Source organism: Streptomyces sp. NPDC099050 (assembly GCF_044759865.1).
Taxonomy (GTDB): domain Bacteria; phylum Actinomycetota; class Actinomycetes; order Streptomycetales; family Streptomycetaceae; genus Streptomyces.
On record NZ_JBIWAE010000027.1, the window covers coordinates 13,406 to 38,243 of the forward strand.

Sequence of the window (24,838 nt, forward strand, 5' to 3'; positions counted from 1 at the left end):
GACATGCGGGAGACCTCTCGGGCCACGCGTGCGGACAAAGCGGGTGAATCAACCGCGGCGGCAGCGCTGGTGACAGCAGTGGAACCAGCGAAGGGACCTGCGAAGGGACCTGCGAAGGAACCGGTGAAGGGACCTGCGACGGAACCTGCGACGGAACCGGTGAAGGAGCCCGCGAAGGAACCGGCGGCCGAAACCGCCCCCCGCCGCCGCCAGGCCCGCGGTGAGCGCCGGATCGCCCAGCTCCTGACGGCCGCCGCCGGGGTGTTCTGCCGTACGGGTTACGCGGCGGCCAGCACCAACGCCATCGCCCGCGAGGCAGGCGTCTCCCCGGGCACGCTCTACCAGTTCTTCCCGAACAAGGAGGCCATCGCCGTGGAGCTGGGCGGGCACCTCCTCCAGCGCGCCCACGAGGCGCACGGCCGGGCCTTCCTCCCCGAGAACCTGGACCGGCCGCTGCCCGAGCTGCTCGACGCCGTCCTGGATCCGGTCATCGCCTTCAACTGCGAGAATCCGGCCTTCCTGGCGCTCATGCACGGCTCCGGCATCCCCGGCATCGCCCAGGAACACGACGAGCTGCACGTCGGCATGCTGACCCGCGTCGAGGAGGTGCTGCGCACCTGCGTCACCCCGGCCGCCGACGGCGCCCCCGCCACCGAGGCCGAGCTCAGGCATGTCGCCACCATGGTGCTCGGCATCGTCAAGGTCTCGCTCGAGCTGATCCTGGCCGGTGAGGGCGCGGAGCGGGCCGCGTACATCGCGGAACTGAAGACCGTCCTGTTCCGCTACCTGGACCCGATGATCACCACGCCTCCTCCTCGCTGACCATCCCCCCGACACCCCCGGGCCCGCCGGGCCCGGCAGCGGCGCCGGACCTCGCCCGCAACCGCAGCCCCAGCAGCGGGAAGACCAGTACGGACACCATCCCGGCCCCGACCAGCGCCGCCGCCTCCCCCGAGCCCAGCTTCCCGGCCTGCACGCCCAGGGTGGTGATCGCCACCACCAGCGGCAGCGCCGTGGAGCCGAAGAGCACCAGCGCGGAGCGGTCCTTGCGCCCGAGGTCCCGGGGGGCCAGCAGCCACATCGGAAGCCCGCGCACCACGAGGAAGAGCACCAGGAAGACCGGCAGCAGCAGGAGCACCCGCCCGCCCCCGAGCAGCGCGGTCAGGTCGAACTCGATCCCGGTGACCACGAAGAACAGCGGCACCAGGAAGCCAAAACCGAAGGCCTCCACCTTCGACAGCACCGCCTCGCTGCTCTCCGGGGCGGCCCCGTGCAGCACGAGCCGGGTGATCAGCCCCGCGGCGAAGGCGCCGAGCAGGACGTCGAGCCCGAGCACCTCGGACAGCGCCAGGAACGCCACGAGGATCAGCACCACCAGGCGCACCGCGAACTGACCGCTGCTGTGCAGGGTCTTGGCGATGACCCGGGCGAACCAGGGCGGCTTGGGCCGCATCGCCCAGAACACCGCGGCGGCCGTGAGCACCGCGAAGCCGATGAGCAGCGCCGCCGACTGCGCCGGCGCCCGCCCGCTGAGCAGCAGGGCCATGGCGATGATCGGCCCGAACTCGCCGACCGCGCCCATCGCCATCATCACCGAGCCGAACCGGCTCTGCAGGTCCCCCGAGTCCCGCAGGACGGGCAGGATCGTGCCGAGGGCGGTGCTGGTGAGCGCCGTGCCGATGTAGACGCCCTTCTCGAACCCGCCGCCCGACAGCAGCAGTCCGAGTCCGAGCCCCAGCGCGAGGGCGGCCACCCAGGCCCACACCGACCGCTTCAGGGTGTCGCCCTTGACCTGGGCGAACTGGATCTCGTAGCCGGCCAGGAAGATCAGCATCGCCAGGCCGAGCTCGCTGAGCACGTCGATGACCTCGGTGGAGCGGGCCCAGCCGAGGACGTCGGGTCCGACCAGGACGCCCAGGACGATCTCGAAGATCACCAGCGGGACCGGGAGCCAGCGCGAGACCCCGTACGCGAGCAGGGGCGCGAGCACGGCGATCGACATGATCAGGATGAGAGTGGTCCCCGAGTGCGCCATGTGTGCCATTTGCATACGCTTCGCGCGGATTGTCCACCGCAAAAGATCTCGCCGAGCGCCCGTCGAATGCTCGCGTTGATACCCCCTAGGGGTATAGTCTCGAAGTGTCGGGATGAACGGTGGACTCTCCACGAGCCGTCCGCCGCCTTCCGGCCGCCCGGAAACGCCCCTGAAGAGGAGAACGACATGAGCGCCGACACGGACACCCAGACCACCACCGTCTACCGGGTGACCGGCATGACCTGTGGGCACTGCGAGGGTGCGGTGACCGCCGAGCTCTCCGAACTGGCGGGCGTCAGCTCGGTCAAGGCCGTCGCCGCGACCGGCGAGGTCACCGTGGTCTCGGCCGCCCCGCTCGACGAGGCCGCCGTGCGCGCCGCCGTCGACGAGGCCGGCTACGAGTTCGCCGGCCAGGCCTGAGCCCTCCCTCTTCGGCAGCACCGCAGCACCACAGAACGCAGCACCACAGAACGCAGCACCGCGCAGCACCCCGCAGTACCGCGCCGGGCCGTACCGGCCAGCTCATACTGGTTCCGTACGGCCCGGCCCTCCCCCTGGAGCCGGAACATGAGCAGCAGCACAGTGCAGGACGGACCCATAGCGGTGGCTCGAGCAGCGGCAGCGGCAGCGGCAGCAGCCGCCGGCACCGCCGAGGTCGAGCTGACCATCGGCGGAATGACCTGCGCCTCCTGCGCGGCCCGCATCGAGAAGAAGCTGAACCGGATGGACGGGGTCACCGCCTCGGTGAACTACGCCACCGAGAAGGCCAAGGTCTCGTACGGCGAAGGCGTGGCGGTCGCCGACCTCATCGCCACGGTGGTCAAGACGGGCTACACCGCACAGGAGCCCCCGCCGCCGGAGCCCGAACCGGAGCCGCGGTCCGCGGAGGCACGGGCCGCCGAGGCGCGGGAAGCCCGCGACCCCGAGCTGGCCGCCCTGCGCCAGCGCCTCCTGGTCTCCGTGCTCCTCTCGCTGCCCGTCGTCGTGCTCGCGATGGTCCCGGCCCTCCAGTTCGACAACTGGCAGTGGCTCTCGCTGACCCTCGCCGCCCCCGTCGTCGTCTGGGGCGCCCTCCCCTTCCACAAGGCCGCGTGGACCAACGCCCGGCACGGCGCCGCCACCATGGACACCCTGGTCTCGGTGGGCACCGGAGCCGCCTTCGCCTGGTCGCTGTGGGCCCTGTTCTTCGGCCACGCAGGCATGCCCGGCATGCGCCACGGCTTCGACTTCTCCGTCTCCCGCACCGACGGCTCCTCGGCGATCTACCTGGAGGTGGCGGCCGGAGTCGTCAGCTTCATCCTGCTCGGCCGGTACCTGGAGGCCCGCTCGAAGCGGAAGGCCGGCGCGGCCCTCAAGGCCCTGATGCGGCTCGGCGCCAAGGACGTGGCGGTCCTGCGCGGCGGCGCCGAGGTGCGCATCCCCGTCAGCGCGCTCGCGGTGGGCGACCGGTTCCTGGTCCGGCCCGGCGAGAAGATCGCCACCGACGGCACGGTCGTCGAGGGCAGCTCCGCCGTGGACGCCGCCATGCTGACCGGTGAATCGGTCCCGGTCGAGGTCACCGTGGGCGACGGCGTCACCGGAGCCACCGTCAACACCTCCGGCCGCCTCGTCGTCGAGGCCACCCGCGTCGGCTCGGACACCCAGCTCGCCCGGATGGCCAGGCTGGTCGAGGACGCGCAGAACGGCAAGGCCGAGGTGCAGCGCCTCGCCGACCGGATCTCCGGGATCTTCGTCCCGATCGTGCTCGTCCTGGCCCTCGGCACCTGGGTCACCTGGCTGCTGATCACTGACAACCCGACGGCCGCCTTCACCGCCGCCGTGGCCGTCCTGATCATCGCCTGCCCGTGCGCCCTGGGCCTGGCCACCCCGACCGCGCTGATGGTCGGCACCGGCCGGGGCGCGCAGCTCGGCATCCTGATCAAGGGCCCCGAGGTGCTGGAGTCCACCCGCCGCGTGGACACCGTCGTCCTGGACAAGACCGGCACCGTGACCACCGGCCGGATGACCCTGACCGCCGTCCACCCCGCCGAGGGGGTGGACGCGGACGAACTGCTGCGCCTGGCCGGGTCGCTGGAGCACGCCTCCGAGCACCCGATCGCCCGGGCCGTCGCGACGGGCGCCACGGAGCTCCCCGGCGGCCTGTCGGTCCCCGAGGGCTTCGAGAACCACGGTGGGCTCGGCGTCCAGGGAGTGGTCGACGGGCACGCCGTCCTGGTGGGCCGCGAGAAGCTGCTCGCCGACTGGTCGATCGCGCTGCCCGCCGCCCTCGCCGAGGTCAAGGCCGCCGCCGAAGCCGAGGGTTCCACCGCCGTCCTGGTCGCCTGGGACGGGGAGGCCCGCGGGGTGCTGACCGTGGCCGACGCGGTCAAGGAGACCAGCGCCGAGGCCGTGTCCCGGCTGCGGGCCCTGGGACTGACTCCGATCCTGCTGACCGGCGACAACGAGGCCGTGGCGCGGAGCGTGGCCCGGGCGGTGGGCATCGAGGAGGTCATCGCCGAGGTCCTCCCGCAGGACAAGGTGGACGTCGTACGCCGACTGCAGGCGCAGGGCCGTACGGTCGCCATGGTCGGCGACGGGGTCAACGACGCGGCCGCGCTGGCCCAGGCCGACCTGGGCCTGGCCATGGGAACCGGCACCGACGCGGCGATCGAGGCGAGCGATCTGACCCTCGTACGGGGCGACTTGCGGGTCGCGGCGGACGCGATCCGGCTCTCGCGCCGGACCCTGGCCACCATCAAGGGCAACCTCTTCTGGGCCTTCGGCTACAACGTCGCGGCGCTTCCGCTGGCAGCGGCCGGACTGCTCAACCCGATGATCGCGGGGGCCGCGATGGCCTTCTCCTCGGTCTTCGTGGTCACCAACAGCCTCCGGCTGCGCTCCTTCCGCTAGTGATCACCCTTCACGTCTCGAGCACACTCTCTTCACACGAGACGCAGATCACAGCGACCCCGGCGTAACCATCGGGCAGGGCCATGGGTCTAATGGGGCGATGCCGAAAACGTGTTGGGACGACTACACGTTTCGCCGGCACGCTGACACCCGGTCCGGGTCCCGTGGGGGGAATCCGTTCCGGGGTAAGGAAAGCGCCCCGACCTTCGACCCGTGGGGGGATCGATGGCGGGGCGCTTTTCCTGTACTGCGGGTACTACGAGTACTGCGGGTACTGCGGCTCGGCCCTCGGGTCAGCGGGACTCGACCGGGACGAAGTCGCGCAGGACCTCGCCGGTGTAGATCTGGCGCGGGCGGCCGATGCGGGAGCCGGGCTCCTTGATCATCTCGTGCCACTGGGCGATCCAGCCGGGCAGCCGGCCGATCGCGAAGAGCACGGTGAACATCTCGGTCGGGAAGCCCATGGCCCGGTAGATCAGACCGGTGTAGAAGTCGACGTTCGGGTAGAGGTTGCGCTCGACGAAGTACTCGTCGGCCAGCGCGTGCTCTTCCAGCTTCAGGGCGATGTCGAGGAGCTCGTCGTCCTTGCCGAGCGCCGAGAGGACATCGTGCGCCGCCGCCTTGATGATCTTCGCCCGGGGGTCGAAGCTCTTGTAGACGCGGTGCCCGAAGCCCATCAGGCGGACGCCGTCTTCCTTGTTCTTCACCTTGCGGATGAAGGCGTCGACGTCGCCGCCGTCGTTCTTGATGCCTTCGAGCATCTCCAGAACGGACTGGTTGGCGCCACCGTGCAGCGGGCCCCACAGGGCCGAGATGCCGGCGGAGATCGAGGCGAACATGTTCGCCTGCGAGGAACCGACCAGACGCACGGTGGAGGTCGAGCAGTTCTGCTCGTGGTCCGCGTGCAGGATCAGCAGCTTGTCGAGCGCGGCGACCACGACCGGGTCCAGGTCGTACTCCTGGGCCGGCACGGAGAAGGTCATGCGCAGGAAGTTCTCGACGTAGCCGAGGTCGTTGCGCGGGTAGACCACCGGGTGGCCGACCGACTTCTTGTACGCGTACGCCGCGATCGTCGGGAGCTTGGCCAGCAGCCGGATCGTCGAGAGGTTGCGCTGCTTCTCGTCGAACGGGTTGTGGCTGTCCTGGTAGAACGTCGACAGCGCGCTGACCACGGAGGACAGCATCGCCATCGGGTGCGCGTCGCGCGGGAAGCCGTCGTAGAAGCGCTTGACGTCCTCGTGCAGCAGCGTGTGCTGGGTGATCTCGTTGCGGAACGACGCGAGCTGGTCGACGGTCGGCAGCTCCCCGTTGATCAGCAGGTAGGCGACCTCGATGAAGGTCGAGCGCTCCGCCAGCTGCTCGATCGGGTAACCGCGGTAGCGCAGGATGCCCTGCTCACCGTCGAGGTAGGTAATGGCGGACTTATAGGCGGCGGTGTTTCCGTAGCCGCTGTCCAGGGTGACCAGCCCGGTCTGAGCCCTGAGCTTCGAGATGTCGAAGCCCTGGTCACCGACGGTGCTCTCGACCACCGGGTAGGTGTATTCACCGTCCGCGTACCGCAGTACTACAGAGTTGTCGCTCACGTCATCCCTCACCGACGTAGTGCCTCTTCTTCGAGGTGCCCTGACTGCCTCCACCTTCCCCCATTTGGCGCAGGTGAGTGCACTCGGGGTCGAGCTTTGGTGTTTTTGACGGCACTCAGTGCCGCCCAGCCTGCACATCCTGCCCCCTCCGCCACCTTGTAGGAACCCCAAATGATCGATCATCTAGGTGATGTTTCCCACCGGTATCCGGCCGGAGAGCCTGGCTGCGACGGCCGTGTACCTCCTGCCTGCGGAAACGGTACGCACCGCCTGAGCGAGGGCCTTGCGTGACCCGACCAGGACGACCAGTTTCTTCGCCCGGGTGACGGCCGTATACAGCAGGTTCCGCTGGAGCATCATCCAAGCGCCGGTCGTGACCGGGATCACCACCGCCGGATATTCACTCCCTTGGGAGCGGTGGATGGTGACGGCGTAGGCGTGGGCCAGCTCGTCGAGCTCCGCGAACTCGTAGGCCACTTCCTCGTCTTCGTCCGTGCGCACGGTCAGCCGCTGTTCCTCCAGGTCAAGGCCGGTGACCACGCCGACCGTGCCGTTGAAGACCCCGTTGGCGCCCTTGTCGTAGTTGTTGCGGATCTGCGTGACCTTGTCCCCGACCCGGAAGACCCGGCCGCCGAACCGCTTCTCGGGCAGGCCCGGCCGGGCCGGGGTGATGGCCTGCTGGAGCAGCGCGTTGAGGCTTCCGGCGCCGGCCGGGCCGCGGTGCATGGGGGCGAGGACCTGGATGTCCCGCCTCGGGTCAAGGCCGAATCTGGCCGGAACACGACGGGCGGCGACGTCCACGGCGAGCTTTCCGGCCTCCTCGGTGTCCTCCTCGGGGAAGAGGAAGAAGTCGGGGAGCCCGTCGGTGATCGGCGGCAGGCCGGTGTTGATCCGGTGGGCGTTGGTGACCACCCCGGACTGCTGGGCCTGCCGGAAGATGGTCGTCAGCCGGACGGCCGGGACCGGTCCGCCCTCGGCGAGCAGATCGCGCAGCACCTCGCCCGCCCCGACCGAGGGCAGCTGGTCCACGTCCCCGACCAGCAGCAGGTGGGCACCGGGTGCCACGGCCTTGACCAGCTTGTTCGCCAGCAGCAGGTCGAGCATCGAGGCCTCGTCCACGACGACCAGGTCCGCGTCGAGCGGCCGCTCCCGGTCGTACGCCGCGTCCCCGCCCGGCTTCAGCTCCAGGAGCCGGTGCACGGTGGAGGCCTCGGCCCCGGTGAGCTCGGCCAGCCTCTTCGCGGCCCGGCCCGTGGGGGCGGCGAGGACCACCTTGGCCTTCTTGGCCCGGGCCAGCTCGACGATCGAGCGGACGGTGAAGGACTTCCCGCAGCCCGGCCCGCCGGTGAGCACCGCGACCCGGCGGGTGAGCGCGAGGCGGACCGCGTCCCGCTGCGCGGGGGCCAGCGTGGCTCCGGTCCGGCCGGCGAGCCAGCCCAGGGCCTTGTCCCAGTCCACGTCCCGGAAGGCGGGCAGCCGGTCCTCCTTCGCGTTCAGGAGGCGGCGCACCTGACCGGCCAGGGACAGCTCGGCACGGTGGAACGGCACGAGGTACACGGCGGTGAGGGGGTCCGGCCCGCCCTGCGGGTCGGGCACGGATTCCCGTACGACCCCTTCCGGATCGGCGGCGAGCTCGGCCAGGCAGTCGATGACCAGCCCGGTGTCCACCTGGAGCAGCTTGACCCCGTCGGCGATGAGCCGGTCCTCGGGCAGGAAGCAGTGCCCCTGGTCGGCGGACTGGGACAGGGCGTACTGGAGCCCGGCCTTGACCCGCTCCGGGCTGTCGTGCGGGATCCCGACGGCCTGCGCGATGCGGTCGGCGGTGAGGAAGCCGATGCCCCAGACGTCGGCGGCGAGCCGGTACGGCTGGTTCTTCACCACGGAGATGGAGGCGTCGGCGTACTTCTTGTAGATGCGCACGGCGATGGAGGTGGAGACGCCGACCCCTTGGAGGAAGACCATGACCTCCTTGATGGCCTTCTGTTCCTCCCAGGCGGCGCCGATCAGCTTGGTCCGCTTGGGGCCGAGGCCGGGGACTTCGATCAGCCGCTTCGGCTGCTCCTCGATGACGTCGAGGGTGTCGAGCCCGAAGTGCTCGACGATCCGGTCCGCGATCTTCGGTCCGATGCCCTTGATCAGGCCGGAGCCGAGATAGCGCCGGATGCCCTGGATGGTCGCGGGGAGCAGCGTCGTGTAGTTCTCCACGGTGAACTGCCTGCCGTACTGGGCGTGCGAGCCCCAGCGGCCCTCCATGCGCAGCGATTCACCCGGCTGCGCCCCGAGGAGGGATCCCACGACCGTGAGCAGGTCGCCGGCGCCACGGCCGGTGTCCACCCGGGCGACCGTGTACCCGCTCTCCTCGTTGGCGTAGGTGATGCGCTCCAGCACACCCTCGACCACCGCCGGCGCCACGGCCGCGTTCGTCGTCATGGCCCGAAACTACAGCCCGGGTGTGACGGTCCGGCGGGCCTGTGGAGAACTCGGCGGCCGGCCGGGGACGGCCCACCAGAAGGGGGTCCCGCCTTCCGGCCGGACCCCCTCACGGTTACCCCTCCCTCGTCGGACTTCCCGATCCCCCCGGATCCCCCCGGAAGTCCCGACGCACCATACGACCCGCGACCCCCGCCCGCGGTTGCACGCGGATCCGGAACTTTGCCTTTCCGTGACCTTGGAGGGTTCCGGAGGCCATCCGAGGTGCCGCCGAATCGCCACAGAAGTAGCGTTTCAGACATGAGCGAACCTTCCTTCCAGGACGACGTGCTGAACGAACTCGGCGACGACCGGCTGACCGAGATCGCCGGTCTCCTCGGCACCGACACCAACGGCGCCCGTGACACCGTCGCGACCACGGTCGGGGCGATGACCGGCGACCTCCAGCAGAAGGCCGACGCCGATGACGACGACGGCAACGAGGTCCGCCAGGCCTTTGCCGAGGTCACCCAGGCCCCGCTGGAAGGCGTGGCCACCCTCGGCGGCGGCCTGGGCGGCATGCTCAGCGGCGGGATGATGGCCGGGGTGCTCGCCAAGGTGAGCAAGCCCGTGGCCAATGCCGTCTCGAAGAAGACCGGCATCCCCGCACCCACCGTGGCCCGGGTCATCGAGCTGCTGATCCCGGTCCTGCTGGCGGTCTTCGCCAAGCGCGCGGCCGGAAAGGCCGGAGGCGCGGGTGCGGGCGCGGGCGCGGGGGCCCCGACCGCAGCCGGCGGCGAGTCCCCCATCCCGTCGCCGGGAGCGGTACCGGGCGCGGCGGGCGCCGCCCCCGCGGGTCCGGCCGGCGCTGCTCCGGCGGGCGGCGGCAGCCTCGGCGACCTGCTCGGCCAGATCCTCGGCGGCGGCAAGAAGTAGGCGGATTCACCCGTTCGGACGAAACGGCCCCGGGCCGGGTCCGGGCCGCCCCCCCGGCGGTCCGGACCCGGCCCGGGCTCTGATCGGCGGACGGGGACGGGGACGCGGGCCGGGACGCGGGCCGGGACACGGGCCGGAACGAGGCCGGGGACGCGGCCGGGGAGGTCAGATCGCCGGACGGTAGAAGAAGGTCTTGCGCCGCTCGATCCTGCCGTCGCGGACGAGGTAGGTGTCGGCGAAGGCCTCGTCCAGGGTCGTGCCGTCCCTGTCGGCACCCCGGAACCGCCCCCAGCAGGCGGCCGCGGCCAGGCCGCCGGTCACCTGGCTCACCTCGTGTGCGCCCGAGGTGATGATCCGTTCGTGCTCGTAGAACCGGCGGATCCGGTCGAGGCCCTCCAGCGCCGGGTAGCCCGGCCGTTCGTACACGGCGTCCGGCGTGAAGACCTCCCCGAGCCGGTCCCACGAGCGGGTGTCGATCACCTGGAACAGCCGGGCCACCAGGGATTCGGCGGTCACCGGTGCGTGCGAAGTCGTTGTCACGGTCTTGCTCCTTGGGGGTGTGGAGGAAAAAGCCGGTGCGCGTGCGCGGCCCGCCCGACGGGGTGGATCACACCCCGTCGGCCAGGGCCTTCTCCCAGGCCGTGGCCAGACGGGAGACGCCTTCCCGGCGCTGCGCGCCGTCCAGGGAGGCGAAGGACAGCCGCAGGACCCGCGAGCCGTCCTCCTCGATGCAGAAGGGCGTGCCGGGCACGATGGCGACGCCTTGAGCCAGCGCGTGCGCGTACAGCGCGTCCGAGCCGACCCGGGGGTCGGTCAGCCGGCACCAGAAGAAGAGGCCGCCGCGCGGCCGTTCGAAGTCCAGCCAGGGCAGTCCCTCGCGCAGCAGCGTCTCCATGGCGCGGGCCCGGCCGCCGTACAGCGTGCGCAGGCCCGCCAGATGGGCCGGCAGGAACTCCGGGTCTCCGAGCAGATCGGCGAGGAGGTACTGGCCGAAGGTGTTGGTCTGCAGGTCCCCGCACTGCTTGGCGGCGACCAGCTCCCCGATCAGCTCGGCCGGGGCGACCAGACCGGCCACCCGCAGTCCCGGGCAGACCGTCTTGGAGAGGCTCATCAGCCGGACCACGCGTCCGCTGTGGACGTCGGTGGACGGCAGCCTGCCCCCCTCGAAGGCCAGGTCACCGTACGGGTCGTCCTCGACGACGAGGAAGCCGAACCGCTCGGCCAGCGCGGCCAGGTGGCGGCGCCGCTCCTCGGAGAGCACGGCTCCGGTGGGGTTGTGGAAGTGCGGGACGACGTAGACCAGCTTGGGCCGGGCCCCGGCGAGGAGGCGCTGCTCCAGTACGTCGGTGCGCATCCCCTGCGCGTCGCCGGGCACCGGCAGCAGCCGGGCGCCGGCCCGCCGGAAGACCTGTACGGCGCCCAGGTAGCTCGGGTCGTCCAGGGCCACCTCGTCGCCCTCGTCCACGAGGGTCCGGGCGACGAGGTCCAGGCCCTGCTGGCTGCCCGCGGTGACCATCACCCGGTCGGGGCCGACGGGGGCCCCGGTCGCGCTCGCCCGGGCCGCGATCACCTCGCGCATCGGCGCGATGCCGTCCGTGGGGGCGTACTGGAGCGCCCGTACCGCCGACCCGGCCGGCCCGGCGAACAGCCGGTCGGTGGCCTCGGCGAGCCGGGCCACGGGGAAGCTGTCGGGGGCCGGGATCCCGCCGGCCATCGAGAGCACCCCGGGGGCGGTGGCGGCCGCCAGGATCCGGCTCACCGCGTCGGAGCGGCCCCAGCCGGTGCGGCGGGCGAGCAGGCTTCCGATGGCGCCGGGCGCGGCGGCCCGAGGTACGGGGCTCACCTCGCGTCCGCCTTCCGGGGCTCCCGGGCGATCTGGGGCGGGAACTCCTTCAGGCGCCACACCGGCGATTTCAGGACGACCAGAACCGCGGTCAGGAAGAGCGCGGCGGTGACGAAGAGCGTCTCGCGCAGCCCGATGAGGTCGCCGAGCCAGCCGCCCAGCAGGGCGCCGAGCGGGAGCGTCCCCCAGGAGACGAAGCGGTAGCCGGCGTTCATCCGGCCCAGCAGGTGATCCGGGGTCATGGACTGGCGCAGGCTGATGATGTGGATGTTGGCGATGGTGCCGCCCGCGCCGATCAGGGCGAACGCGGCGACGAACAGGACCAGCGAGAGCGCCCCGCCGTTCGCCGGGGCGGCCGGGATGGCCACCGGGGCCAGGCAGCACAGCAGCAGGGCCGTCAGGATGGCCGGACCGAGTCCGGTCTTGCGCTTGAGCCACTGGGCGAGCATCGAGCCGGCCAGGGAGCCCACCGCACCCGTGCCCAGCAGCAGCCCGATGCCGCCGGGCGAGATGCCGAGCGTGCGGGCCGCGTAGAGCACGAACACCGTCTGGAGCGACATCCAGCACAGGTTGTACAGCCCGGACTGGAGGGCACAGGCCCGCAGGTGGGCGCTGTCCCAGATGATCCGGATGCCCTCGGCGATGCTGGTCCGGATCCCGGTCCGCTCCTGCTGGGGCACCGGCTCCGGCTCCACGCGCCGTACCACCAGCAGCGTGAGCACGGAGACGAGGTACGAGATCCCGTTGATCAGCAGCGCGTAGGGGGCGGTGACCCAGCCGATGAGCAGACCGGCCAGGCCGGGCCCGCCGATCTGGGCCAGCGAACTGGTGCCCTGGAGCTTGCTGTTGCCCTCCACCAGGTGCTGCTTGCCGACCAGGGTCGGCAGGTACGACTGGTAGGAGACGTCGAAGACCACCGTGAGGGTGCCCACGAGCAGCGCGGCGACGTACACGTGCTCGATGCGGAGCAGGTCGAGCACGGCCAGCAGCGGCACCGCGCTGACCAGCAGCGCCCGCCCCACGTTGGCCATGATCATCAGGGGCCTGCGCCGCACCCGGTCGACCCAGACGCCGACCAGGAGGGTGACCAGCAGGAACGGGGCGTAGGAGGCCGCGTTGACGAAGCCCACCTGGGAGGAGCTGGCGTCGAGCGTGAGCACCGCGGTGAGCGGCAGCGCCAGGGTCGTGACCTGGGCCCCGACCTGTGAGATCGCCTCCCCGGACCAGAACTTGAGGAACTCCGGGTCCCGCCAGAGCGTGGCGGGCGCGGCGGCGGCCGGTGCTGCGGCCGCCGTCTGCTCCACCGGCTCGGCGGCCCCCTTCCCGATGTCGGTCACTTCGCTTCCACTCCCTCGGCGGCCGGGTCCACGTGGAACGCGCAGCCGATCTGGGCGCCGCGGAGCATGCTCACGATGCCCACGGCCGGGTCGGTGACGCCGCGGGCCAGGGTGCCGGCGTAGCGTCCGTCGACCATCAGCGTTCCGTAGGCGACGGCCATGTCCTCGCAGGTCTCGCCGTCCTCGGAGAGGAAGCGCTCGGTGGTCGGCAGCAGGCGGTGCTGGAGGACGTACGGGCCGTCGACGGCCTGGCGGAGCCTCGCGACCCATTCCTTCTGGTCGGTGGTCCAGCCGGGGGTGACGCCGACGCCGCCGTAGAGCAGGGTGGGCTTGAGGACCAGGTGGTCCTTGTTGGCGATGGCGTAGGGCAGCAGGTCGATCTTCTCGCCGCCGAAGGTGACCTTCTCGTCGCGGACGAAGCGGGTCCAGGGCAGGATCCGGTCGATCAGCTCGCGTTCGGCCTCGGTGAAGACGGCGCGGTTGCGCTCGTCGCTGAGCATCGCGAGGCTGCCCTTGTTGCCGTACAGCTCGCAGTCGAGCGGGGCGAACAGTTCGACCGTGCCCGCCTCGACGGCGTCGAGGAGCGGGTTGACGAGGTCGTAGGTGCGGGGCTCGTCGGGCATTTCGCCGGGCAGGAACATCCGGTAGACCACGTCGACCTCGCGGCCGGCGTGCAGGACCTTGCCGCCCTCGTAGGCGAAGTCGCCGAGGTGGCAGACGACGGTCTCGAAGCCGAGCCGCTCGAAGGCCGGGACGACGAACTCCATCCAGCACTTGGACTTCTCGAAGCCCTCGGGCCAGTCGGTGATCGCCAGCAGCGGCCGCTCGATGCCCTCGAGGGAGGGCGCCTGGCGGCGCAGCACCTCGGTGATGCGGGCGAGCGGGTCGGGATAGACCAGTCCCTCGGCGGCCGCGAACTCGGCGAAGTCTGCGTCCTGGATCAGGGCGCGGGCGAACTCGCCCATCTGCCAGCCGCCCAGCGAGGAGCCGGTGTTGAGCTCCATGACGCGGAAGCCGCCGGTCTCGCGGTACAGGTCGGCGCGGGAGAGCGGGGCGAGCTCGTCCACGGAGCCGCGCAGGACCAGGTCGGCCTGGGTGGGCGACATCCCGACGGCGGTGGCGAAGGCGCGCAGGTCGCCGCCGTAGAGCCGGGCGGGCACCGCCTTGAGCAGTTCGAAGAGCCCGTTCAGGTCGTTCTCCAGGCCCGTGACGTCGGCCTCGCTGAGGAAGACGGGGCGGTTGAGCCCCTCGCCGCCGCCGGCTCCGTAGCGGAACCACTCCACGCCCCGGACGCCGGAGACGGTCTGGCGGGCGGCGGTGCGCTCGTGGTCGAAGAAGCGGCGGGTCACGGCGTTCTCGACGCGGGCGCCGAGCCGGTGCGCGGCGACTCCGGAGACCTCCGTACGGGAGAGCGCCTCGGCGCGGTCCAGGGCGCGGCGGGTGCCGGCCGGGGTTTCACTGACCGCGATGAGCGCGGCGGAGCGGGGGGTCAGGCCGCGGGGCGGGAGCAGCAGTTCGTCGCCGGGCTCGACCAGGGCGACGGCCTCGGCCAAGTCCTCCACGTCCTCGGGGGCGGGCAGGACGACGCGGTCGACGGCGCCGTCGTAGGCCGGGTAGAGGAAGCGGACCTCGGCGCTGAGGGCGCGGGTCGGGGTGACGTCCGGGGTCTCCTCGAAGGCGATCCGGGCGGCGGCCAGCGGCAGGTCCACTCCGGTGGCGAGCTGGTTGAGGTGCGGGATGAGGTCGCCGCCGAGGCGGCCGTTGAGCTCGATCAGGCGGGGGCCGTCCGCGGCGACGCGCAGTTCGGTGTGGGTGACTCCGTAGTCGACTCCGGCCGCGCGGTGCGCGTCCTGGACGAGCCGGGTGACGGCGTCGGCCCAGGGCTCGTGGCGCCAGTCGGTGACCAGGTGGCCGACCTCTTCGAAGTACGGGTGGGCGCCGAGGCGCTTGCGGGCCACGCACACCGGGGTGGCCAGGCCGTCCACGACGACGCTGTCCACGCTCAGTTCGGGGCCCTCGATGAACTCCTCGATCAGGACCGAGGCGGTGGTGCCGGCGCCGCGCAGCCGGCTGGTGGAGGCGAGCCGGAAGGCCCGGCGCAGGCCGTCCACGTCGCGGGCCATCATCACGCCGAAGCTGCCGCCGAGGGTGCGGGGCTTGACGACGACGGGGAAGCCGATGGACTCGGCGGCGGCGACGGCCTCGTCCTCGGTGGTGGCCGGGACGTGGCGGACGGCGGCCATCCCGGCGGCTTCCAGGGCCTGGCGGGTGGCGTACTTGTCGCGGCAGATCTTGGCGGCCGCCGGGTCCATGGCCCGCATGCCGAGCTTCTTGGCGACCGAGGAGACGGCGACCAGCGACCACTCGTCCCAGGTGACGACCGCGGCGTCGGCGACCTCCCCGCGCAGGTCGGCGACCGGGGCGTACAGCTTGGCGGCGTCCGTGGTGTCGGCGATCCGGTGGGTCTCCACGTAGCGGGCCTGCCAGGTGGGGGCCTCCGGCGCGACGAGGGTCACCTCGTAGTGCCGGGCGAGGGAGGCCAGGGCGTATTCCCGGTACTGCTGTATGCGGCTGCCTACGAGGATGACGCGCCGGCGTTCGGGGGTCATGAGGACCACGGTGGGTTCCTTTCCGGTACGGGGCGTGGAGCTGGTTCGCCCCGGAGAGCGGGGTGCGAGACGTGGGGTGGGGGGGGTCAGCCCGTCGGGCCGTCGGCGGGCGGGGCGCCGACCGGTACGCAGGTCAGCCGGAAGGAGTTCGCGGACTCGGTGATGGCGGCCTCGACCTCGCGGGTGGTGGCGCCGCGGAATCGGAAGCGGGTGCCGACGTGCTCGTAGCCGCTGATCGCCGGGGCCGTGGAGCCGACCGGGGTGTGCTTGACGGCGTACGGGCGGCGGCCCGGCGCGGGTTCCCGTACCCAGCCGGCCGCTTCGACGCGGCAGGGGGCGGGCACGGGGAGCGGGAGCAGCAGGTAGCCGCCGACCTCGCCGGTCTTGAGCGGCGGCAGGACCGGGGTCAGGCCGAGCTGGATGTCCACGGCGGCGGCCATCAGGTCGATTTCGTGGACGTCGCGCCAGGTGAAGGGGATCTCCCCGCCGCCCACCCGGGCCCCGCACTCCAGGAAGACCAGCGCGGGTCCGCCGCCGGGTGCCGGGGTGACGAAGGCCTCCAGGTGGAACACCCAGGGCCGGGGGCCGCCGAGGGCGGGGCCGACCGCGGCGGCGAAGGCCAGGGCCGCCTCCAGCAGCTCGGGGTCGTCCTCCTCCACGGAGCCGAGCCAGGTGCCCTGGGTGAAGTCGGCGCAGGTGCCGCCCACGTAGCGCGAGACGGTCCAGCTGCCGAGCGAATCGCCCTCCCACAGGCCGTCGATGTGCAGGATCGGGCCGTCCACGTAGCTCTGGACGAGGTGCGGTTCGGCGGCCAGGGCGGCGGCCAGGGCGCCGAGCTCCGCCAGTTCGGCGGCGGAGCCGATCTGGACCACGCCCCGGCTGGCGGTGCCGCGGTGCGGTTTGACGACCAGCGGCCAGCCGTGGGCTTCGCCGAAGGCGAGCACGGCGGCCGGGTCCGGCGCGGGGGCGAAGGCGGGCACCGGCAGCCCGGCGGCCTCGGCCGTGCGGCACATGGTCAGCTTGTCGCGGAACACGGCCAGTTCGGCGGTGTGCTGGCCGGGGATCGCGAACTCCTCGCGGATCAGCGCGGCCGTGTCCAGGTCCCCCTCGTTGAGGGCGATCAGCCGCGCCGGGGCGCCGAAGCGGGCCACGAGATCGGTGACGGCCGCGCGGACGGCGGGCAGGTCGTCGGTCAGGGCGACGGTGGCGACCGCGGCGGCGGCCTCGGGTAACGAGGCGCGGCCGAGCCCGGTGCTGACGTAGGTGACGTGGGCGGCGCCGTGGTCGATGTAGTCGGCGTAGTGCGCGTGGGTGTCCCGCCAGCGGTGCAGGACGATGATGTGCGGCCGGTCGGTGCTCATGCCGTCCCGCTCCCCTCACCCGCGTCGGTGGCGGCGCCGGCGGCGGTCGCGGCGAGCCAGGGCAGGGCCGCCGTGGCCATCGTGCGGACGCCGACGGACAGCGCGGGTCCGGCGACGGGCGCGAAGGTGGAGGAGTGGTTCTGCGGGAGCTCCTCCAGCTTGCCGGCCGCGAAGGCCTCGCCGAAGGCCTGCGGGTCGAGACCGCCGTAGAACCAGTACACCGAGGGGACCTGGGCGGCGGTGGCGAGCAGCCCGAAGTCCTCGCTGGCGGTGGTCGGGCCCATCGTCATGACGGCGCCGGCCCCGAAGTGCTCGCGGTGGGCGTCGGCCACCCGCTCGGCGGCAGCGGTGTCGTTGACGGTCATGGGCAGGTGGTAGACGGAGGTGATCTCCGGGTCGGCGGTCGCGCCCGCCGCCGCCGATTCGGCGCGGGCGAGGCGCTCGACGGCCGCGAGGACCTTCTCGCGGACCGGCGCGGAGCTGGTGCGCACGTTGATGCCGAGCTCGGCGGTGTCGGGTATGACCGCGGCGGTGGTTCCGGCGTGCAGTTTGCCGACGGTGACCACCACCGGTTCCTGGGCGGACGTTTCGCGGGAGACGATCGTCTGGAGCCGCAGCACGAGCGAGGCCGCCATCACCACGGGGTCGACCGCGGCCTCGGGCTTCGAGCCGTGGCCGCCGCGCCCGAAGAGCTTGACGGTGATCGAGTCGGTGGCGCCCATGACCACGCCGGGCAGGGTCGCGACGAGCCCGACGGGGCCGGGACCCACGTGCGAGCCGAGGATCACGTCGGGGCGCGGGAAGCGCTCGAAGAGCCCGTCCTCGACCATCTCGCGGGCTCCGTAGCCGCTCTCCTCCCCCGGCTGGAAGACGGCGACGACGGTGCCGCTCCAGGCCCCGCGGTTACGGGCGAACAGGGCGCAGGACCCGATCAGCGCGGCCACGTGCAGGTCGTGGCCGCAGGCGTGCATCACCGGGACCTCGGTGCCCGATTCGTCGGTGGCGGTCCCGGTGCTCGCGTACGGCAGCCCGGTGGCCTCCTTGACGGGCAGCGCGTCCATGTCGGCGCGCAGCATGACCACCGGTCCGTCGCCGTTGCCCAGGACCGCGACCACGCCGGTGCGGCCGACGCCGGTCGTGATCTCCCAGCCGCCCTGGGCGGCGAGGCGCTCGGCGACGAGGGCCGCCGTCCGCTTCTCCTGGAAGGCCAGTTCCGGGTGGGTGTGCAAGTCGCGGTAGTCGGCTTCGAGGGCCGGCAGTAGCGAGTCGAGTCCTTCGAGCAGTGCAGTCATGACGTCCTTCTCAGGCATGAGGGGTTACGGACACGGGGTGTTCGCGACCGGGGTGTTCGGGTACGGCCCATGAGGCGGCCAGCGCCACCGCGGCGGTCAGTGCGGGCCACCACGGCAGCCAGGCGCCCAGGCCGGCCGACCTCAGGAGCTCCGCGAGCATCGGGAACGTGCCGCCGAAGAGGCTGATCGCGGCCGCGGTGGGAAGGCCCACGGCGACGGCGCGCACCGCCGGCGGGAACAGCTGCCCGGCGAAGACGTTGCTCACCGCGAGCGGGAGGCCCAGCAGGAAGAGCAGCACCACGGTGACCAGTTGGACGGAAACCCGGCCGGAGTTCATGGCCGGCAGCAGCGGTACGGTGCCCAGCGCGAGCCCGGCGAAGCCGAGGCGCAGGACGGGCAGTGCCCCGAACCGGTCGGCGGCCCTGCCGCCGCCGAGCATGGCCGCGAGGAGCGCCACCATGCCGAGGAGGAGCGCGGCGGAGGTCTCCTCCTTGCCGGCGGCCCCGGCGTTCTCGGCGTACGAGGGGAAGTCGACGGTGACGAAGTAGAAGGTGGTGGTGGCCCCGGAGGTGACGGCGAACACCACGGCGAGCCGCCCGAGATGGGCCCGCAGCACCGGCCAGGGACTCGGCGCCTTCACTCCCGGAGCAGCCTTGACCACCGGACCAGCCTTCACCGCCGGAGCAGCCTTCCAGTCGTAGGCCTCGACGACCGATCCGACGGTGGCGGCGGCCAGTTCCCTGCGGGGGCGCCGGACCGGCGCCGGTGCGGCGGCGGTGGCCGCCGCCGCCACACCGGCCGCCGGGAGGCCGGCTTGGTCAATGCTGGTCATCTGTTACTCCGTAGACCCTGATCAATGAGGTGTCCTGCCCGGGGAAGGGCACGGCGTGCAGCCGGACCCCGGTGGCCGGGAGGGCGTCGAGGCCGGTCAGGCCCGTGACCGCGGGCAGGTTGGCCGCGGCGAGCGCCGCGGCCACCGGCCCGTTGCTCTCACGGCTGTCGGTCGCCACGAGGAGCGCGCCCTGCCCGGCGAGCAGGTCCACCGCGTCCTCGGTGAGGTACGGGCCGGCCGCGCGGCCGGTCTGCACGACGACGGCGCGGCCCGCGAGGTCGAAGGGCGCGAGCGCGAGCCGGTCGGCGACCGGCGCTCCGGCTCCGAGGAGCCGGACCAGGACCACGGGAAGGTCCACCAGGCCGGCGAGGCCCGGGGCGGCGCCGCCCGGGCCCGTCGGCCAGGCGGCCCGGGTGGCGGGGCCGGTCACGTCCGTCGTGGTGCGGCCCGAGCCGGCGGAGCCGGGGTTCCGGGAGTCGGGGTTGCGGGAGCCGGTGTTGCGGGAGCCCTTGTGGGGCTCCTGGAGCAGCTCCCGGCGGGTGATCTTCGTACTGCCCACCATCAGCAGTCCGAGGTGGCGGACGATCAGTTCGCCCAGGTCCCCGTCGGTGATGTCGTCACCGGGGATGTCCAGGCGGAACCCCTGCATCTGCAGGGCGCCTCCGTTGCTGAAGACGACCTCCGCGTCGAAGTCGACCCGCCACTCGCCGCCGTACTCGCCGCCGTGCTCGTCGCCGTGCTCGACGCTGTTGTTCGTTCCCGTGGCCATTGCCATGCTCGCTGTCCCTACTCTTCGTGGATCCGTGCTCTGCCGCGCCCGGGCCGGCTGCTCCGGCCCGGGCGCGGTCGACCGGCTCAGGCGCAGTCGATCAGAGCTTTCTCCAGTGCCGCCGCCATCTCGTGGATCTCCTCGTCGGTGATCACCAGTGGCGGGAGCAGCCGGAGCACGGCGCCGTGCCGCCCGCCGCTCTCCAGCAGCAGCCCATGGTCCAGGCAGGCGCGCTTGACGCGCTTGGCCCGGGCCCCGTCCGCGGGCAGCGACCCGAGGGCGTCGGCCCGGCCGGCGGGGTCCACGATCTCGATGCCCCACATCAGGCCCCGGCCGCGGACCTGGCCGATCTCGGGGTGACCGGCGGCCAGCCGGCCGAGCAGGGAGCCGATCAACTCGCCCTTGGCCGCGGCTTTTTCGATCAGCCGCTCGGACTCGGTGACCCGCATGGCGGCGAGTCCCGCGACCAGGGCGATCTGGTTGCCGCGGAAGGTGCCCGCGTGGGCTCCGGGCGTCCAGGCGTCGTACTTGCCGTGGTAGAGCAGCAGCGACAGCGGGAAGCCGCCGCCGGCCGCCTTGGACACGAGGACGGCGTCCGGCTCGATCCCGGACTCCTCGAAGGCCCACATGGTGCCGGTGCGTCCGAAGCCGGCCTGGATCTCGTCCAGGACCAGCGGGATGTCCAGCCGGGCGGTGATCTCCCGCAGCCCGCGCAGCCAGGCGGCCGGCGCCGGGATCACCCCGCCCTCGCCCTGGACCGCTTCGACGAAGACCGCGGCCGGTGTGGTGATGCCGCTCTCCGGGTCGGTGAGCAGCCGCTCGATGTAGGTCAGGCCGGCCCGGATGCCCGCCTCGCCGCCGATGCCGAAGGGGCAGCGGTAGTCGTAGGGATAGGGGAGGTGGTGGACGTCCGGCATCAGGGAGGGCACGGACTCCTTGGCGCCCAGGTTGCCGGTGAGGGCGAGGGCGCCCGCCGTCATCCCGTGGTACGCCCCGTGGAAGGAGATCACCGTCCGGCGGCCGGTGGCGATCTTGAAGAGCTTGATGGCGGCTTCGGTGGCGTCGGTGCCCGCCGGTCCGCAGAACTGGGTCTTGAAGGTGTCCGCCATGGTGCCCGGCAGCCGTGCGTACAGCGCCCGGAGGTACTCGTACTTGGCCGGGGTGGTCAGGTCCAGTGCCTGCTGGACCTGACCGGAGGCGAGGTACTCCCCCACCGCGGCCAGGACGTCCGGGTGGTTGTGCCCCAGGGCGAGGGTGCCCGCCGCGGCGAGGCAGTCCAGGTACTCCCGGCCGTGCCCGTCGCGGACACGTGCCCCGTGCCCTTCGGCGAGGAGCTTGCCGAAGGCGTTGGCGTAGGTCCGGGCGCCCGATTCGCGCGCCTCGACGAAGGTGTACATCTCGTCCGGCGTGAGGGTGGTCACGTCGTCACTCCTCTTCATTTCCTCAGGTGTGAGCGGGCGTCGGCGACCATGACCTGACCGAGGGCGATGCCTCCGTCATTGGTCGGAACGAGCCGGTGGACAAAGGTGTCGAAACCGTCGGCGGTCAGCCCGGTCAGACAGTTGAGCAGCAGGAACTCGTTGAGGAACACGCCTCCGGAGAGGGCGACCTGGTTGACCCCGGTCTCCTCCCGCAGGGCCGTGCAGCGCTCGCGCACCATGTCGACGACGGCCGTGTGGAACCGGCGGCTGATCCGCTCCACGGGCAGTCCGGCGGCGATGTCGGCGGCCATGGCCCGGATCACGGGCCGGGGGTCCACCTCGGTCAGTCCGTCCGCCGCGTAGGCCCCGAAGCGGTACGAGGCCTGCGGCTCGCGGGTGGCGTCGCGGTCGAGCAGCCCCTCCAGCTCGATCGGGCCCTGGGCCTCGTACTCGGCCCTGGCGCAGACCCCGGCGAGGGCGGCGGCCCCGTCGAAGAGCCGGCCCATGCTGGAGGTGGGCGGGGAGTTGATCCCGCGGGCCGCCATCGTCGCGAAGACCTGGCGGCGCTGCGCGTCGAGGGCGGCGAGGGCGGGGAAGCCCGCCAGGGCCCGGTCCGCGTCCCCGTCGAAGGCGTCCAGAGCGAGTGCGTACCCGGTGCGGATGGGTTCGCGCACCGCCTGATCCCCGCCGATCAGCGGCAGGCCGCGCATCCGGCCGACCCGGCGGAAGGCGGCGTAGTCCCCGAGGAGGAACTCCCCGCCCCACACCGTGCCGTCCTCGCCGTAGCCGAAGCCGTCGAAGATCACGCCGAGCGTGGTGCCGCTCACGTGGTTCTCCGCCATGCAGGAGGCCATGTGGGCGTGGTGGTGCTGGACTTCCACGGTGGGCAGCGCCGGGCCCGTGCCGTCGTCGTCCAAGGCGGCCCGGGTGGAGCGGAACTGCGGGTGCATGTCGTGCGCGGTGACCTCCGGCTTGAGCGCGTAGAGCTGCGCCAGGTGCCGGGCGGTGCGGTGGTGCGCGGCGAAGGTCTCGTCGTTCTTGAGGTCGCCGATGTGCTGGCTGAGGAAGACCTGGGAGCCGTTGGTGAGGGCGACGGTCGTCTTCAGTTCGGCGCCGAGGGCGACCACGGGGGCCACCTCGCGGCCGACGTCCACGGGGTAGGGGGCGTAGCCGCGGGCCCGGCGGATGAACTGGAGCAGCGGCTCGTCGAGTTCGGGGTGGTCGGAGAGGCGGACGACCGAGTCGTCGACGCGGATCTCGATGTCGCGGTCGTGGTAGAGGATCACGTCCGCGATCTCGAAGAGCTGCTCCAGGGCCTCTTCGTTGCGGTAGGCGATGGGGTAGCCGGAGATGTTGCCGCTGGTGGCGACGAGCGCTTCGAGGCCGGGCTCGTCCAGCAGCAGGTGGTGGTGGGGCGCCGAGGGCAGCATGATCCCCAGGTTGGGATTGCGCGGGGCCACGGATTCCGGGAGGGAGCCCGCGCGCTTGCGGGCCAGCAGGATGGGCCGGGCCGGCGAGCGCAGGACGTCGATCTCCGCCTCGGAGAGGTCCACCAGGGCCTGCGCCGTGGTGAGATCGCGGACCATCACCGCGAACGGCTTGGAGTCGCGGCGCTTGCGGCCGCGCAGCAGGGCCACGGCCTCCGCGTTCGTCGCGTCCACCACGAGGTGGAAGCCGCCGACGCTCTTCATGGCCGCGATCCCGCCGTCGGCCAGCACCCGGGCGGCCCGCAGGAGGGCCTCGTCCCCTTCGGCCGTGCCCCCCTCCCGGTCCCGGAGCAGCAGCCGGGGGCCGCAGTCCGGGCACGCGTTGGGCTGCGCGTGGTAGCGCCGGTCCATCGGGTCCTCGTACTCGGCCTTGCAGTCCGGGCACATGGTGAAGGTGGCCATGGTGGTCATCGGACGGTCGTACGGCAGGTCCTGGATGATGGAGTACCGGGGCCCGCAGTTGGTGCAGTTGATGAAGGGGTAGCGGTGCCGGCGGTCCCTCGGATCGCGAAGCTCCGCCTGGCAGTCGCCGCATACGTGGGTGTCCGCCGGGAGCAGCGCGGACCGGGCTCCGGTGTGCTCGCTGTGCACGATGGTGAACGGACCCGCGGGCACGGTGCCCGCGGCCAGCCCCCGGGTCGGCCGGACCCCGTCCACCCGGGCGAGCTCGGGGGCGCGGCCGCTGAGGCCCGCCGCGAACTCCTCCAGGGCGGCGACCGGTCCGGACGCCTCCACCAGCACGCCTTCGGGGTCGTTGCGAACCCAGCCGGAGAGGCCGAGTTCACGGGCCAGCTTGTAGACGAACGGCCGGTAGCCGACGCCCTGGACCACGCCGGTGACGCGGATGCGCCATTCCTCAGCGGCGCTGTCGGCGGTGTCGGCGCCCGTGATCGCCTCGGGCCGCTCGGTGACGGTCTGCTGCTCGGTGCTGCTCATGGCGGTTTCCTCGGTCCCTTGTCTCAGCAGAGCCGGGGGAGTTCGGCGCCGAGGAGTTCCTCGAGCCGGGTCTCGCGGCCGTCCTTGTCGCGCAGCAGCACCAGGCCCTCGGTGTCCTCGGAGATCTCGCCGATGGTGACCGCGTGCTTGCCGTAGGGCACCGAGCGCAGGGCGGCCAGTACGTCGGCCTCCGCTTCCGGGGCCACGAAGACCGCCAGGCAGCCCTCGTTGGCGCAGTGCAGCGGGTTGATGCCGAGCATGTCGGCGGCCATCGCCGTCTCGTGCTGGATGGGCAGGTCGTCCTGGGCGACGCGGATGGTGCGGCCGAGCTTGTGCGCGTACTCGTGGAGCACGGCGGTCAGGCCGCCGCGGGTGACGTCGCGCATCGACCGGACGGCGCCGGCCTCCACGTTCGACAGGACCGTGTCGACCAGGCCGCCCAGCGGCGCGCAGTCGCTGTCCACCCGCTGTTCGAAGCCGAGGCCCTCGCGGATGGAGAGCAGGTGCACCGTGTGGTTGCCGATGGGGCCGCTGAGGATCACCTTGTCGCCGGGGCGCACGTCGGTCATCGTGAGCGGCTCGCGCTCGAAGACCCCGACGCCCGCGGTGTTCAGGTAGATCTGGTCGGCCTCGCCCTTGCGGACCACCTTGGTGTCCCCGCCGACGATCTGTACGCCGGCCTCGCGGGCGGTGTCGCGGATCGACTCCAGGACCTGGACGAGCTTGGGGATGGGGAGCCCGGTCTCCAGGATCATCCCGAGGGTGAGGTACTTGGGCCGGGCGCCGGCGACGGCCAGGTCGTTGACGGTGCCGCAGACCGCGATCTTCCCGATGTCCCCGTTGCCGAAGAACGGCGGGTCGATCACGAAGGAGTCGGTGGTCATCGCGATGCGGTCGCCCTCGATCTTGAGGACCGCGCTGTCCTCCATGATGCCGACGTACACGTCGCCGAGGGTCGCCGCGATCAGCTGGACCAGGTCCTGGCTCAGCTTCGCGCCGGTGCCGTGGTCGAGGACGATGAATTCGGTGGGATCCACGCTCGTGGTCATGCCTGTTCGTTCCTTTCAGGGGTGGGGCCGGAACGGGGAGTGGTGGGGAG

At 72.2% G+C, this 24,838-nt stretch carries 18 protein-coding genes; 4 read left to right on the plus strand and 14 right to left on the minus strand.

Features of this window, described 5'->3' with window-relative positions:
* Positions 1–159 precede the first annotated feature (159 nt).
* Positions 160–822, plus strand: coding sequence for a TetR/AcrR family transcriptional regulator (locus ACIQV3_RS33580; protein WP_403719096.1), 663 nt, complete (start codon positions 160–162; stop codon positions 820–822).
* Here ACIQV3_RS33580 and ACIQV3_RS33585 read toward each other — a convergent pair.
* Positions 800–2,035 (minus strand): cation:proton antiporter, encoded by a 1,236-nt coding sequence (locus tag ACIQV3_RS33585; protein ID WP_403719289.1) that lies wholly within the window; start codon positions 2,033–2,035, stop codon positions 800–802. The two genes, ACIQV3_RS33580 and ACIQV3_RS33585, sit on opposite strands and share 23 nt — an antisense overlap.
* A 186-nt stretch (positions 2,036–2,221) precedes the next feature.
* Between ACIQV3_RS33585 and ACIQV3_RS33590 the strand changes: the two genes are divergently transcribed.
* Both ACIQV3_RS33590 and ACIQV3_RS33595 read left to right on the plus strand, forming a co-directional pair.
* A complete protein-coding gene (locus ACIQV3_RS33590) occupies positions 2,222–2,455 on the plus strand; it encodes a heavy-metal-associated domain-containing protein (protein ID WP_266877713.1) in 234 nt (77 codons plus the stop codon).
* Between the two features lie 147 nt (positions 2,456–2,602).
* The gene (locus ACIQV3_RS33595) at positions 2,603–4,924 is read left to right on the plus strand and encodes a heavy metal translocating P-type ATPase (RefSeq protein WP_403719098.1); all 2,322 of its coding nucleotides are present in this window, start codon (positions 2,603–2,605) and stop codon (positions 4,922–4,924) included.
* Positions 4,925–5,217: 293 nt separating this feature from the next.
* Here the strand turns inward: ACIQV3_RS33595 and ACIQV3_RS33600 are convergent, their stop codons facing one another.
* Complete coding sequence (locus tag ACIQV3_RS33600; RefSeq protein WP_243335006.1) at positions 5,218–6,507, minus strand: citrate synthase; 1,290 nt, start codon at positions 6,505–6,507, stop codon at positions 5,218–5,220.
* Positions 6,508–6,690: 183 nt separating this feature from the next.
* A complete protein-coding gene (locus tag ACIQV3_RS33605) occupies positions 6,691–8,937 on the minus strand; it encodes an ATP-dependent RecD-like DNA helicase (RefSeq protein WP_403719100.1) in 2,247 nt (748 codons plus the stop codon).
* A gap of 300 nt (positions 8,938–9,237) precedes the next feature.
* On the opposite strand from ACIQV3_RS33605, the gene ACIQV3_RS33610 reads away from it, so the two are divergent.
* A complete protein-coding gene (locus ACIQV3_RS33610) occupies positions 9,238–9,852 on the plus strand; it encodes a DUF937 domain-containing protein (RefSeq protein WP_403719102.1) in 615 nt (204 codons plus the stop codon).
* A 165-nt stretch (positions 9,853–10,017) separates the two neighbouring features.
* Here the strand turns inward: ACIQV3_RS33610 and ACIQV3_RS33615 are convergent, their stop codons facing one another.
* The 11 genes from ACIQV3_RS33615 to hypE all read right to left on the minus strand — a co-directional run bounded on the left by ACIQV3_RS33615 (position 10,018) and on the right by hypE (position 24,788).
* Positions 10,018–10,392 (minus strand): nuclear transport factor 2 family protein, encoded by a 375-nt coding sequence (locus tag ACIQV3_RS33615; protein WP_403719106.1) that lies wholly within the window; start codon positions 10,390–10,392, stop codon positions 10,018–10,020.
* Between the two features lie 67 nt (positions 10,393–10,459).
* On the minus strand, positions 10,460–11,695 hold the full coding sequence (locus ACIQV3_RS33620; RefSeq protein WP_403719108.1) for a PLP-dependent aminotransferase family protein: 1,236 nt from the start codon (positions 11,693–11,695) through the stop codon (positions 10,460–10,462).
* Positions 11,692–13,032 (minus strand): MFS transporter, encoded by a 1,341-nt coding sequence (locus ACIQV3_RS33625; protein ID WP_403719111.1) that lies wholly within the window; start codon positions 13,030–13,032, stop codon positions 11,692–11,694. The genes ACIQV3_RS33620 and ACIQV3_RS33625 overlap by 4 nt, the downstream gene beginning before the upstream one ends.
* Positions 13,029–15,641 carry an acetyl-CoA carboxylase biotin carboxylase subunit family protein gene (locus tag ACIQV3_RS33630; RefSeq protein WP_403719113.1) on the minus strand — a complete coding sequence of 871 codons (2,613 nt, stop codon included), beginning with the start codon at positions 15,639–15,641 and terminating at the stop codon, positions 13,029–13,031. Before ACIQV3_RS33630 ends, ACIQV3_RS33625 begins: the two co-directional genes overlap by 4 nt.
* An 86-nt stretch (positions 15,642–15,727) precedes the next feature.
* Complete coding sequence (locus ACIQV3_RS33635) at positions 15,728–17,002, minus strand: acetyl-CoA carboxylase biotin carboxylase subunit family protein (protein ID WP_403719116.1); 1,275 nt, start codon at positions 17,000–17,002, stop codon at positions 15,728–15,730.
* Positions 16,999–18,294: an amidohydrolase gene (locus tag ACIQV3_RS33640; RefSeq protein WP_403719118.1), complete on the minus strand. Its 1,296-nt coding sequence runs from the start codon at positions 18,292–18,294 to the stop codon at positions 16,999–17,001. Before ACIQV3_RS33640 ends, ACIQV3_RS33635 begins: the two co-directional genes overlap by 4 nt.
* Positions 18,295–18,304: 10 nt before the next feature.
* Complete coding sequence (locus tag ACIQV3_RS33645) at positions 18,305–19,126, minus strand: hypothetical protein (protein ID WP_403719121.1); 822 nt, start codon at positions 19,124–19,126, stop codon at positions 18,305–18,307.
* Positions 19,113–19,901 (minus strand): hypothetical protein, encoded by a 789-nt coding sequence (locus ACIQV3_RS33650; protein ID WP_403719125.1) that lies wholly within the window; start codon positions 19,899–19,901, stop codon positions 19,113–19,115. Before ACIQV3_RS33650 ends, ACIQV3_RS33645 begins: the two co-directional genes overlap by 14 nt.
* Before the next feature lie 80 nt (positions 19,902–19,981).
* Entirely contained in the window at positions 19,982–21,316 is a 1,335-nt protein-coding gene (locus ACIQV3_RS33655; RefSeq protein ID WP_403719129.1) for a diaminobutyrate--2-oxoglutarate transaminase family protein, read from the minus strand.
* 14 nt (positions 21,317–21,330) lie between these two features.
* A complete protein-coding gene (gene hypF, locus ACIQV3_RS33660) occupies positions 21,331–23,739 on the minus strand; it encodes a carbamoyltransferase HypF (protein WP_403719134.1) in 2,409 nt (802 codons plus the stop codon).
* A 23-nt stretch (positions 23,740–23,762) separates the two neighbouring features.
* Entirely contained in the window at positions 23,763–24,788 is a 1,026-nt protein-coding gene (hypE, locus tag ACIQV3_RS33665) for a hydrogenase expression/formation protein HypE (protein ID WP_403719141.1), read from the minus strand.
* Between the last annotated feature and the right edge of the window lie 50 nt (positions 24,789–24,838).